Annotated in this window: 12 protein-coding genes and 1 pseudogene; 8 read left to right on the plus strand and 5 right to left on the minus strand. The window is 39.9% G+C overall.

All coding sequences use genetic code 11. The annotated features are described in order from the left end of the window. Nucleotide 1: 1 nt before the first annotated feature. From ADM33_RS07490 to ADM33_RS07500, 3 genes are read right to left on the minus strand one after another with little or no spacing between them, the layout of a single operon-like run. Nucleotides 2-256, minus strand: coding sequence for a hypothetical protein (locus ADM33_RS07490; protein WP_049504211.1), 255 nt, complete (start codon nucleotides 254-256; stop codon nucleotides 2-4). Continuing rightward, nucleotides 249-806: a tRNA (mnm(5)s(2)U34)-methyltransferase gene (locus ADM33_RS07495; RefSeq protein WP_049504212.1), complete on the minus strand. Its 558-nt coding sequence runs from the start codon at nucleotides 804-806 to the stop codon at nucleotides 249-251. Before ADM33_RS07495 ends, ADM33_RS07490 begins: the two co-directional genes overlap by 8 nt. Next, complete coding sequence (locus ADM33_RS07500; protein ID WP_049504214.1) at nucleotides 790-1,737, minus strand: TIGR01212 family radical SAM protein; 948 nt, start codon at nucleotides 1,735-1,737, stop codon at nucleotides 790-792. The genes ADM33_RS07495 and ADM33_RS07500 overlap by 17 nt, the downstream gene beginning before the upstream one ends. Before the next feature lie 191 nt (nucleotides 1,738-1,928). Between ADM33_RS07500 and ADM33_RS07505 the strand changes: the two genes are divergently transcribed. The 6 genes and pseudogenes from ADM33_RS07505 (at nucleotide 1,929) to ADM33_RS07530 (ending at nucleotide 8,498) form a co-directional block, all read left to right on the plus strand. Continuing rightward, nucleotides 1,929-4,115, plus strand: coding sequence for a PTS transporter subunit IIBC (locus tag ADM33_RS07505; RefSeq protein ID WP_152906817.1), 2,187 nt, complete (start codon nucleotides 1,929-1,931; stop codon nucleotides 4,113-4,115). Nucleotides 4,116-4,166: 51 nt separating this feature from the next. Next, nucleotides 4,167-4,985: an endonuclease/exonuclease/phosphatase family protein gene (locus ADM33_RS07510; protein WP_049504216.1), complete on the plus strand. Its 819-nt coding sequence runs from the start codon at nucleotides 4,167-4,169 to the stop codon at nucleotides 4,983-4,985. A 149-nt stretch (nucleotides 4,986-5,134) separates the two neighbouring features. After that, entirely contained in the window at nucleotides 5,135-5,860 is a 726-nt protein-coding gene (locus tag ADM33_RS07515; protein WP_049504217.1) for a CppA N-terminal domain-containing protein, read from the plus strand. Beyond that, nucleotides 5,857-6,789: a serine hydrolase domain-containing protein gene (locus tag ADM33_RS07520; protein WP_049504219.1), complete on the plus strand. Its 933-nt coding sequence runs from the start codon at nucleotides 5,857-5,859 to the stop codon at nucleotides 6,787-6,789. The genes ADM33_RS07515 and ADM33_RS07520 overlap by 4 nt, the downstream gene beginning before the upstream one ends. A 9-nt stretch (nucleotides 6,790-6,798) precedes the next feature. After that, on the plus strand, nucleotides 6,799-7,710 hold the full coding sequence (locus ADM33_RS07525) for a DMT family transporter (protein ID WP_049504221.1): 912 nt from the start codon (nucleotides 6,799-6,801) through the stop codon (nucleotides 7,708-7,710). Nucleotides 7,711-7,745: 35 nt separating this feature from the next. Beyond that, a pseudogene (locus ADM33_RS07530) lies at nucleotides 7,746-8,498 on the plus strand (CPBP family intramembrane glutamic endopeptidase). Between the two features lie 134 nt (nucleotides 8,499-8,632). Here the strand turns inward: ADM33_RS07530 and ADM33_RS07535 are convergent. Together ADM33_RS07535 and rsmG are read right to left on the minus strand one after the other, a co-directional pair. Next, nucleotides 8,633-9,916, minus strand: a complete 1,284-nt coding sequence (locus tag ADM33_RS07535; RefSeq protein WP_045763816.1) for a uracil-xanthine permease family protein — start codon at nucleotides 9,914-9,916, stop codon at nucleotides 8,633-8,635. Between the two features lie 310 nt (nucleotides 9,917-10,226). Continuing rightward, nucleotides 10,227-10,940, minus strand: coding sequence for a 16S rRNA (guanine(527)-N(7))-methyltransferase RsmG (rsmG, locus tag ADM33_RS07540; protein ID WP_049504222.1), 714 nt, complete (start codon nucleotides 10,938-10,940; stop codon nucleotides 10,227-10,229). Between the two features lie 94 nt (nucleotides 10,941-11,034). On the opposite strand from rsmG, the gene ADM33_RS07545 reads away from it, so the two are divergent. Both ADM33_RS07545 and htpX read left to right on the plus strand, forming a co-directional pair. After that, complete coding sequence (locus tag ADM33_RS07545; protein WP_049504224.1) at nucleotides 11,035-11,595, plus strand: LemA family protein; 561 nt, start codon at nucleotides 11,035-11,037, stop codon at nucleotides 11,593-11,595. A gap of 1 nt (nucleotide 11,596) precedes the next feature. Then, the gene (gene htpX / locus ADM33_RS07550) at nucleotides 11,597-12,496 is read left to right on the plus strand and encodes a zinc metalloprotease HtpX (protein ID WP_049504226.1); all 900 of its coding nucleotides are present in this window, start codon (nucleotides 11,597-11,599) and stop codon (nucleotides 12,494-12,496) included. The last annotated feature ends 85 nt before the right edge of the window (nucleotides 12,497-12,581 follow it).

Here is a 12,581-nt window from a genome sequence, read left to right on the forward strand (position 1 = left end):
CTTATTTTTGTTTTCGACAAGCTTCAAAAAGTTCCTTTTGTTCTTGGATTTTTTGATCAATCTTCGAGCAATCCTTGTGCTCAATTTTCTTTTGACAGCGCTCCATTTCAAGTGTTATCATTTTTTTCTTGATTTTTAACATCTTCTTGCTCATATGAGCTTCATCTAACATACCAACTGCTCGTTCATGTTGGGTTGATTCAACGAATTTTTGGCGAAGACCTTCTATTTTATCTCGTAGGTATTGTTTATCCATGGCGATACCTTTCTAATTTTTCAATCATGACTAAAAACGGTGGATTGTTGATTTGGTTGAGAGTGCGATAGATCGTAGCAGTATATTCTTGTTGTGGTAAGTGACTGACAAAATCCATGACTGCATCCCGTTCTATATCTCCGCCTTCATGCCCGTAATAAATCATGATGGCTATTCGTCCACCCTTAACAAGCAATTGACAGAGTTTGTCTAGTGCCTCAAGGGTTGTATGGGGTTGAGTGATAATGCTTTTATCAGCAGAAGGAAGATAACCTAGATTAAAGATAGCTGCCTTGACTTCGCCTACAAATTGGTCCACAGTCTCATGGCCTTGTAGGATTAATTCTGCATTGGCCAAACCAGCTTCTTGTAGGCGTTGACTAGTTTTTTCCAGAGCTTGTTCCTGTATATCGAAAGCATAGACTTGTTTAGCTAACTGAGCTAGAAAAAGGGTATCATGGCCATTTCCCATGGTCGCATCAACGACAATATCCTCTTGGGTGATGACTTGGGCAAGAAAATCATGCGCCATTTCAAGTGGTCTTTTCATTCATAAACTCCTGTTTTACAGCCTTGCATCCTTGGACGCTACCGCGTCGTCTCATTTCAGCCTCAATGCTATTTAGAACTTCCCATTTATTGAGACTCCACATAGGACCAATCAACATATCCCTAGGCGCATCACCCGTAATCCGATGGATAACGATATGCTTGGGAATAATTTCTAGTTGATCACAGATGACCTTGACATATTCATCCTGACTCATGAGTTGCAAACGACCTTCATGATAATCCCTTTGCATCCGAGTATTGGTCATGAGGTGAAGTAGGTGAAGTTTAATCCCTTGGATATCATTGTCCCTTACACAACGCCGAACGTTTTCCACCATCATTTCATGAGTTTCACCTGGCAAACCATTGATCAAATGGGCAACAATCTCGATTTTAGGATATTTTCTCAAGCGCTTGACAGTCTCCACGTAGAGTTCATAGGAGTGGGCGCGGTTAATCAATTCTGAAGTTTCTTCGTAAGTAGTTTGTAAGCCTAACTCTACGGTAACATGCATTCGCTCTGATAATTCTGCCAAGTATTCAATTGTTTCATCAGGAAGGCAATCTGGTCGAGTTCCAATATTGATGCCAACTACACCTGGTTCATTGATAGCTTGTTCATAGCGTTCGCGAATCACTTCCAGCTTTTCATGTGTATTGGTAAAATTTTGGAAGTAAACCAAATACTTTTTAACATCTGGCCACTTACGGTGCATAAAGTCAATTTCCTTATAGAATTGCTCGCGAATAGGAGCATCAGGAGCAACGATTGCATCTCCAGAACCAGAAACCGTACAAAAAGTACAGCCCCCATGTGCTACAGTTCCATCGCGATTGGGACAATCAAAGCCAGCATCAATAGGGACTTTAAAAGTCTTTTCTCCAAATAAATTTCGATAGTAATCATTCAAGGTATTATACGATTTCATAGCTAATATTATATCAGAAAAGACCCGCAAACTCAAAGTCAGCAAATAAGTGAGAGATATTGAAATGATTGGACAGAAAATTTTTTTAAAAAAAGCCTTTACAAAAAAATAAAAAGTGGTATAATTAAGTCACAAACAAGTGCAAACGTTTTCGTAAAACGTTTGCCTAATAAATATAAAAGGAGATTTGAATGATGAAAGATACATTCAAAAATGTCTTGTCTTTCGAATTTTGGCAGAAATTCGGTAAGGCTCTAATGGTGGTTATCGCTGTTATGCCAGCGGCTGGATTGATGATTTCAATCGGTAAGTCACTTGCAATGATTGACCCAAACCTTGCTCCCCTAGTTATTACTGGTGGCGTACTAGAGCAAATTGGTTGGGGAGTTATCGGTAACCTTCATATTTTGTTTGCCCTCGCTATTGGAGGAAGTTGGGCTAAAGAACGTGCTGGTGGTGCTTTTGCGGCAGGTCTTGCATTTATCCTTATTAACCGTATCACTGGTACAATCTTCGGTGTATCAGGGGATATGTTGAAAGATCCTAACGCTATGGTTTCAACAATCTTTGGTGGATCTATCAAGGTTGCTGATTACTTCATTAGTGTACTTGAGTCACCAGCCCTTAACATGGGGGTATTTGTAGGGATTATCTCAGGTTTTGTTGGAGCGACTGCATTTAACAAATACTATAATTTCCGTAAACTTCCTGATGCCCTTTCATTCTTTAACGGGAAACGTTTTGTACCATTTGTAGTTATTCTTCGCTCAGCAATCGCTGCAATTCTTCTTTCAGCTTTCTGGCCAGTTGTTCAAACAGGTATCAACAACTTCGGTATCTGGATTGCTAATTCACAAGAAACAGCACCAGTTCTTGCACCATTCTTGTATGGTACTTTGGAACGCTTGCTCTTGCCATTTGGTCTTCACCATATGTTGACTATCCCAATGAACTATACAGCTCTTGGTGGTACTTACGATATTTTAACTGGTGCAGCAAAAGGCACTCAAGTATTTGGACAAGATCCACTTTGGCTTGCATGGGTAACAGACCTTGTAAACCTTAAAGGTACTGATGCTAGTCAATACCAAACATTGCTAGATACAGTTCATCCAGCTCGTTTCAAAGTTGGACAAATGATTGGTTCATTCGGTATTTTGATGGGTGTGGCTGCTGCTATTTACCGTAATGTTGAAGCAGACAAGAAACACCAATACAAAGGTATGATGATTGCGACAGCTCTTGCAACTTTCTTGACTGGTGTTACTGAGCCAATTGAATATATGTTCATGTTCGTTGCAACACCTCTTTACCTTGTCTACGCTGTTGTTCAAGGTGCTGCCTTTGCTATGGCTGATATTGTTCACCTTCGTGTGCACTCATTCGGTTCAATTGAATTCTTGACTCGTACTCCACTAGCTATCAATGCTGGTCTTGGTATGGATATCATTAACTTTATCTGGGTAACAGCACTATTTGCAGTTATCATGTACTTTATCGCCAACTTCATGATTCAAAAATTCAACTATGCTACTCCAGGACGTAACGGAAACTACGAAACTGCTGAAGGTTCATCAGAATCTGCTGCTTCTGGTGAGTCAAAAGTTGCAGAAGCTTCTCAAGCTGTTAACATCATTAACCTTCTTGGTGGACGTGCTAACATCGTTGATGTGGACGCATGTATGACTCGCCTTCGTGTTACTGTAAAAGACGCTGAAAAAGTTGGAACAGAGGAACAATGGAAAGCTGAAGGAGCTATGGGACTTGTCATGAAAGGACAAGGTGTCCAAGCTATCTACGGACCTAAAGCTGACGTTTTGAAATCAGATATTCAAGACCTTCTTGACTCAGGTGAAGTGATTCCTGAAACTCTTCCAAGTCAAAAGGCAGCAGCTCAACAAGATGCTGTTGTATACAAAGGTGTGACTGAAGAAGTATACTCAGTTGCTGACGGTCAAGTGATTGAATTGGACCAAGTGAAGGATCCTGTATTCGCACAAAAAATGATGGGTGATGGATTTGCAGTGGAACCAGCAAACGGAAACATTGTATCTCCAGTATCAGGTACTGTGTCAAGCATCTTCCCAACTAAACACGCTCTTGGTCTTGTAACTGAAGCAGGCCTTGAAGTACTTGTTCACATTGGTTTGGACACAGTAAGTCTTGAAGGAAAACCATTTACAGTTCGTGTTACTGAAGGACAACAGGTTGCTGCTGGTGATCTTCTTGTCACAGCTGACTTGGGTGCAATCCGTGAAGCTGGTCGTGAAACTACAACTGTGGTTGTCTTCACAAATGGTGACGCGATCAAATCAGTTAAATTAGAACAAACAGGTTCTCTTGCAGCTAAAACAGCAGTTGCAAAAGTAGAATTGTAATATTTAGGAGGTTGGAAGCTGTTTCCAACCTCTTGTTTATAGGAGAAAAGAATGAAGTTTTTAACACTCAATACCCATAGTTGGATGGAAAAAGATCCTGAACAAAAGTTTCAACTTTTACTTCAAGATATTCTTGAAAACAGTTATGATTTGATTTGTTTTCAGGAAATCAACCAAGAAATTACTTCGGCGCAAGTAGAAACAGGCCCACTTTATCAGCCATTACCATCGGCTGAGCCGATTCATCAAGACCACTATGTGCGACTTTTGGTAGAGAAGTTGGCTGAGCATGGTCAAAACTATTATTGGACTTGGGCCTACAATCATATCGGTTATGATCGTTACCATGAAGGTGTTGCAATCCTATCTAAAACACCAATTGAAGCGCGTGAAATTTTGGTTTCAGATGTAGATGATCCAACAGACTATCACACTCGTCGAGTTGCTTTAGCAGAAACAGTAGTTGAAGGCAAAGAGCTTGCAGTTGCCAGTGTCCATCTCTCTTGGTGGGATAAAGGATTCCAAGAGGAATGGGCGCGCTTTGAAGCGGTTCTGAAAGAATTGAACAAGTCACTCTTACTAGCAGGTGATTTCAATAATCCTGCTGTTCAGGAAGGTTATCAAGCCATTCTAGCTAGTCCACTAGTCTTACAAGATGCATATGAAGTTGCAAAAGAAAGAAGTGGAAGCTTTACCGTTCCGCCTGAAATTGATGGTTGGAAGGGGAACAGCGAACCACTTCGAATTGATTATGTCTTTACGACAAAGGATATGCAGGTAGAAAATCTTCACGTCGTCTTTGATGGTAAAAACAGTCCACAGGTGAGCGATCATTATGGTCTCCAAGCAGAACTAGCTTGGAAAGACTAAATAAGGTATTTTAGTAAAAACAAACCAGTCCCCCTTCTACTAGCAGAAGGGGTTGATTTATTTAAGGAGTTAATATAGTTAAAGTTTTTTATTGAATAACTTGTAAAAAAAGATAAAATCCTTTAAAATAAAAAGTGTTGGAGGAATTTATGATTGTAAATCAAATAAAGCGTATGATCCCGACGCTAAAGGTAAATAATAGAAATTTAAATGAATCATTTTATATTGAGACTTTGGGGATGAAACCCTTGCTTGAAGAGTCTGCATTTCTATCACTTGGAGACCAGTCAGGTATTGAAAAGTTAGTTTTAGAAGAATCACCAAGTATGAGAAGCCGTAAGGTTGAAGGGATTAAAAAATTAGCTAGACTACTTGTAAAGGTAGAAAATGCATCTGAGATTGAAGCCTTACTAGCTAGAATGGAAAAACGTCCTCGCCTCTATAAAGGAAACAAGGGCTATGCTTTTGAGGTTCTTTCTCCGGAAGGAGATTGTGTCCTTATCCATGCGGAAGATGACATTAAAGATTTGAATAAAGTTGAGGAAGAAGTCACTTTTTCAAAAAATGAGAAAATGAGATATTTGACAGCCTTTGAAATCTCTGTGGAAGTCAACTTGCCAGAAAAGACAGCTAGTCTGCTTGAAAAAGAAGAAATCGAAAACCGACTAGCTTTTAATCAAGCTCAAGGTAGTGATTTGCTGGTTGAAAATAATGTAACTTGGGACTTGTCCATGTTGAAATTTCAAGTAGAGAATCTGGATCTTGCTGTATTGCGTAAGCGTTTCGAAGAAGCTGGTTACTTTATTCCAAAATCTGAGAAGTTTTTCCTAAGTAAGGATGCCAACAACATCGAATTGTGGTTTGAAGAAGTATGAAACAAGAAATCATTCAAAAAATAAAGCAACAAATTGAGGCAGGGATTTATCCTGGTGCCTCTTTTGCATATTATCAGGATGGCGCTTGGTCTGATTGGTATCTAGGAGAAGCAAATCCAGAAATTGGCGAGCAGATTCGTGAGGGTTTGGTCTATGATTTGGCCAGTGTGAGTAAGGTTGTTGGAGTAGGAACTGTCTTAATCTTCTTGTGGAAGGAAGGTAAGATTGAGCTAGATAACTCCATAAGAGAGTATCTTCCAGAGGTGGATTATCCAGACATCACCCTTCGACAACTCCTAACTCATGGGACGGATTTAGATCCTTTTATCCCAAATAGGGATCAGCTTTCAGCTGACCAGCTAAGAAAAGCTATGTTTCATCTGAATCGACGTGAAAAGAGAGCCTTTCTTTACTCGGATGTGCACTTTCTCTTGCTGGGTTTTCTCTTGGAAAGTTACTTCAAGAAAGATTTAGACCAGATTTTACAGGAGCAAGTTTTGGATCCGTGGAAGATGGAAGAAACACAGTTTGGTCCAGTTAGTAGTGCTGTTCCAACGGTTCGTGGACAGAAAGCAGGAGTGGTCCATGATCCCAAAGCTCGATTGCTTGGAAAACATGCAGGTAGTGCAGGCTTGTTTTCAACAGTTCAGGATTTAAAAATCTTCTTAGAGCATTATTTGCAAGATGATTTTGCTGAAGGATTGAGTCAGAATTTTTCGGATCTGAGTGATAAAGAACGCTCATTGGCCTGGAATCTTGAAGGTGATTGGCTGGACCATACAGGCTATACTGGAACCTTTATCATGTGGAATCGTAAGAAACAAGAAGCTGCTATCTTTTTATCCAATCGAACTTATGAAAAAGATGAGCGTGCTCAGTGGATATTGGATCGTAATCAGGTCATGGACTTGATTCGAGAGGCAGACTAGGGAGGAAGTATGTCAAAAGCTTTAAAAGGAACTCTTTATACAGTCATTGCAGGTATTGCTTGGGGCTTGTCGGGAACCAGTGGTCAGTACCTGATGGTTCACGGGATTTCAGCTCTCGTTCTGACCAATATCCGTTTGATAATCGCTGGATTACTCCTGATTCTTCTTGCCTATACTAAATCAAGGGATAAATTTATGGCTTTTCTGAAGGATAAATCAAGTCTGTTTTCTCTCTTGTTATTTTCTTTATTTGGTCTTTTTCTAAATCAATTAGCTTATCTTTCAGCTATTCAGGAGACAAATGCTGGGACAGCGACAGTTCTCCAGTATGTCTGTCCAGTTGGAATCCTTGCTTACACTTGTATCAAGGATAAGGTGGCTCCGACGCTTTCAGAAATCATCTCTATGTTTTTAGCTATAGGTGGGACCTTTCTCATTGCAACCCATGGGCAATTGGATCAACTCTCGATGACTCCAGCTGGTCTATTTTGGGGTTTGTTCTCGGCCTTAACCTATGCTCTTTATATCATTTTACCCATAAAATTGATTCAAAAATGGGGGAGCATGTTGGTTATTGGTGTTGGAATGACCATCTCAGGTATACTAGCAATACCTTTTACTGGGATTATCGGTGCTAGTGTCCCCTTAGCTTTTGATATCTTTCTTGCATTTGCAGGAATCATCCTTATCGGAACGGTCTTTGCCTATACAGCCTTTCTTAAGGGAGCTAGTATGATTGGCCCAGTCAAGTCTAGCCTCTTGGCCTCTATTGAGCCTATTTCAGCAGTTTTTTTCGCCTTCATGATTATGGGAGATATTTTCTATCCTATAGACTTTATTGGAATGGCTATGATTTTATTAGCTGTAACCATTATTTCATTAAAGGATTTAATGCTAGAAAAGAAACACCAATCAGTGTAATTTACTAGAACAGTCTTTTTACAAGGACTGTTTTTTTGTGTTTACATCCATCTAAGTCTTTAAGATCCTTAAAATGGTTTGATATTTTTTCGTGACTGTTTTAATGTTCGGAGAGTTTATCATTCGTTCTGCCCAACAATTTATGGCAAGTTTATCACCTTCAATTCTTACTAACTTTGCTGAAACTAGGACAAATGTAGCTAGTGATGGGGCGGCCTATTCTAGTAATTTTACTTTTCAATTGATGATGTTAGGAATTACTTTCCTTTATCTCTTGATTCGAAATTATGATTTTAAACAAGACCTATACGCTGGAGCTGGTCTGTTTTAATTTGGGTACCCCTTATCTTTGCTGTAGTTGGGATATTTGGTGATATTGTAACAACCATTAGTGGTGAGTACAATGATTTAAACCTCAGTTGATCCCTTTTATTGATCCCATGGAAATCATTCGAAAATTTATGGTTTTGACGCCAATGGCCATTGGTTATGCTCTTCTAAATGGTTTTTATGAAGAATTTTTCTTCTTGGGATTGCTGACTTCAGTAAAAGAAAAGCATCAGTGGCTGGTTCTAGTATATTCTGTAATTATACGAATTTCTTTCCATACCTATCAATGCTTACTCTGGGCCTTGGATATTGGGTTTGTTTATGGTCTCTTTTATTATTTCTTGTACAAGTGTGTGGTCAAGAATTTACTTCCATTCTTTATCATGCATGCTCTTGCAGATATGTTTGCTTCAAGTCTCTTGTATCTCTTGTATCTCTTGATTGCTTGGGGAAATTAGGAATTTAGGACAGGAAATTGAGAAACCTAATTTTTTGACAACAGCCCAATGGGGCACGGCACTGTCAAAGTCTTCTTTTTAATAAAAATTGAGGTCGGGATTTTGGTCCCGACCTCTTGTTGATTCTATATGGATTAGTCTTTGTTTTCGTATGGCAAGATCAAGTTTAGGATGATACCTGTCATAGCTGATAGGGCAGTACCTGAAAGGGTAACTGGACCAAGTTTAAGGATTGCTCCACCAAGTCCAAGTACCAACATAGCACTAGCGATGATAAGGTTACGCATTTGACCGAAGTCAACACGTTCTTTGATCAAGACTTTCAAACCGTTACTTGCGATAACCCCGTAAAGAAGGATAGACATACCACCAAGTACAGCGTTTGGAATTGTTGAAATCAAAGCAGTAAATTTACCAAGGAAGCTAAGGGCAATCGCAATAAAGGCAGCATTACGGATAACTGAGACAGAAGCGATACGAGTCATACCGATAACCCCTGTATTTTCTCCGTAAGTTGTATTGGCTGGTCCACCAAGGAAGGCAGAAACAGAAGTTGCGATACCATCACCAAGAAGAGTACGGTGAAGACCTGGTTCTTTCAAGAATTGGCGTCCACAGATTTGACCTAGAACAGTGTGGTCTCCGATATGTTCTGAAATGGTTACGATTGCGATTGGTAAGATGGCAATCGTTTCAGGGCCGAAGTAAAGGTCGTATTGTTTGAAGGCACCACCTGTATTGAACGGTAGGTAGAAACCAGGGATTTCAAACCAGTTTGCTTCAAGAACAGGAGTGAAGTCAACCAATCCAAGTGCTAGGGCAAAGAGGTAACCACCGATAATGGCAAATAGGAATGGGATGATTCGTAGGAAGCCTTTTCCTTTTGTATTGATAAAGGCAGCAATCAAGAAAGTAACAACTGCTACAAGAGCGTTTTTCCAATTTCCGTCCGCTACAAGACCAGCGTTGGTAACAGCTGAACTAGCAAGTCCAAGACCGATAACGATGATCATAGGACCGATAATGATTGGAGGTAAGAGTTTGTCGATCCACTTTGTACCTGCAAAGCGAACACTTGCAGCAACAAGGACATAGACAAAACCTGTAAGAATAACCCCAGTTTGAGCGGCAGATACATCGCCCCCCATTTCTTTCATAGCAAGTGACATAGCTGTGATAAAGGCAAAAGAAGAACCCAAATAAACTGGAACTTTAAAGCCAGTACAAACCATGTAAATGAGTGTTCCTACACCTGATGCAAAAAGGGCAACAGATACAGGCATTCCCAAGATTAAAGGTACCAAGATAGTAGCACCAAACATGGCGAATACGTGCTGGAAGCTAAGAAGAATTCCCTTTCCAGCTGAAGGACGTTGGTCAACGTCTAAAAGCAAATCAACAGTTGATTCCTGTTTCATATTAACCTCACTTTTGGGCATCAAAAAAGAGCCCATTATTTTATAGCAATAGGCTCCCAGAGTAAGACCTCTCTAAAACAAGATTCCTTCATCAAGTTTTAAAGAGTTTTATATAGATCTGCGCCTTCGTCACCTCACGGGATGACATTAAAAACCTTTGCTTAGGATAGTATAGCAGAAAAAAATGATTTTGTAAATCATTTTTTCCCGAGCCTTGAAATGAGAAAGCGAGGTGTGATTTTGTAAATCATTTTTTCCCGAGGCTTGAAATGAGAAAGCGAGGTGTGAGTTTGCAGATTTTTTAATCTTTCTAAAGCGGACGTTTGTTAGGCATCCCAGCTTTACGTGGATATTTGTTTGGAGTTTCCTTTTTCTTCTCAACAATAGTAATGTAGCGAGGGTCTCCGTTAGGAAGAGTGTAACTGAGATTTTCTTCAACCTTACTAAAGAGAAGATTGAGGGCATTTTTAGCTTCAGTTAATTCCTCAGGTGCATTGCTAGCCTTGAGTGCAAGCAATTTTCCACCAACTTTTAAGTAGGGAATAGTCAACTCGGATAAGACCTGCATACGGGCAACAGCACGAGCTGTAACAATATCAAACTGAGCACGGAAGTTCTTATCTTGGGCGAAGTCTTCGGCACGTCCATGATAGAAGTGAACATTTTCTAAACCTAGTTCTTGGGCTAATAGATTCAGAAAGTTGATTCGTTTATTGAGAGAGTCAATAATGGTTACATCTAGATGAGGATAGAGGATCTTCATAGGAAGGCTAGGAAATCCTGCTCCAGCACCGATATCTAAGAGTTTAATAGGCTGGTTTTCAATCAATCCCTGTGTAATAGGAGCGATGGAATCATAGAAGTGTTTGAGATAGACTTCTTCTTTTTCTGTAATAGCAGTCAGGTTGATTTTTTCATTCCATTCAACCAAGAGTTCAAAATAACGCTCAAATTGAAATTTTTGCTGGTCAGAAAGATGAATCTTGTGTTCAGCTAGCAAGTTATAAAATGTTTCTGGTTTCATAGTAGTTTCCTTCTTAAGTATCATCTTATTTTACCACAAAAAGATGGAAATTTGATATACTAGTATTAATCTAAAAGCAGAAAGGAATTATATGATGACTTGGATTATTCTTGGAGTTCTTGCTCTTATTGTTATTTTCGTAATTGTTAGTTATAACGGTTTAGTTAAAAATCGTATGCAAACTAAGGAGGCATGGAGTCAGATTGATGTTCAGTTGAAACGTCGTAACGATCTCTTGCCAAACTTGATTGAGACCGTGAAGGGATATGCAAAGTATGAAGGTTCAACGCTTGAAAAAGTTGCAGAACTTCGTAATCAAGTAGCCGCAGCAACTTCACCAGCAGAAGCTATGAAGGCTAGTGATGCTCTTACACGCCAGGTTTCAGGTATTTTTGCCGTTGCAGAAAATTATCCAGACCTAAAAGCGAGTGGCAACTTTGCACAATTGCAAGAAGAGCTGACCAATACTGAAAATAAAATTTCTTACTCTCGCCAACTCTACAATAGTGTTGTTAGCAACTATAATGTTAAATTGGAGACTTTCCCAAGTAATCTAATTGCAGGACTTTTTGGTTTTAAAGTCGCTGATTTTCTTCAAACTCCTGAAGAGGAAAAGGCAGTACCTAAAGTCGATTTTAGTGGTTTAGGTGACTAGGATGTTGTATGATCAAATCGCGAGTAATAAGCGAAGAACTTGGATTTTACTACTAGTATTCTTTTTACTTTTGGCTTTGGTTGGATATGCAGTTGGTTACCTCTTTATGCGGTCTGGTCTTGGTGGTTTAGTTGTCGCTCTGATTATCGGCTTTATCTATGCCTTGTCCATGATTTTTCAATCGACAGAGATAGTCATGAGTATGAATGGTGCGCGTGAGGTGAACGAGCAGACCGCACCAACTCTTTATCATGTTGTGGAAGATATGGCTATGGTGGCGCAAATTCCTATGCCACGTGTCTTCATCATCGATGATGCCAGCTTAAATGCCTTTGCTACGGGTTCAAATCCCCAAAATGCAGCTGTAGCAGCAACTTCAGGACTCTTAGCGGTTATGAATCGTGAAGAGTTAGAAGCGGTTATAGGTCATGAAGTCAGTCACATTCGTAACTATGATATTCGTATTTCTACTATCGCGGTTGCCCTTGCCAGTGCCATTACGCTTTTATCAAGTATGGCTGGACGCATGATGTGGTGGGGTGGTGCAGGCCGTGGTCGTAGAAGTGATGACCGTGATAGTGGTGGACTTGAAATTATTATGCTAGTTGTTTCTCTCCTAGCAATTGTTTTGGCTCCCCTAGCAGCAACTTTGGTACAACTAGCCATCTCTCGTCAACGAGAATTTTTAGCAGATGCTTCAAGTGTGGAGTTGACTCGTAATCCTCAAGGGATGATTAATGCTCTGCGTAAGTTGGACAATAGTAAACCCATGAGCCGTCATGTAGATGATGCTAGCAGTGCACTTTTCATCAACGATCCTCAAAAACGAGGTGGGTTACAAAAACTCTTTTATACCCATCCGCCAATCTCAGACCGAATTGAACGTTTGCAACATATGTAGAAAGAGAGAGTGGGACAGAAATCGTTAATTCGTTAGAATTCGATTTCGTCGTCCCACCTCCGCACAGTTGAGTAGGGCTGTAAAA

Source organism: Streptococcus oralis (assembly GCF_001075875.1).
Taxonomy (GTDB): Bacteria; Bacillota; Bacilli; order Lactobacillales; family Streptococcaceae; genus Streptococcus; species Streptococcus oralis_I.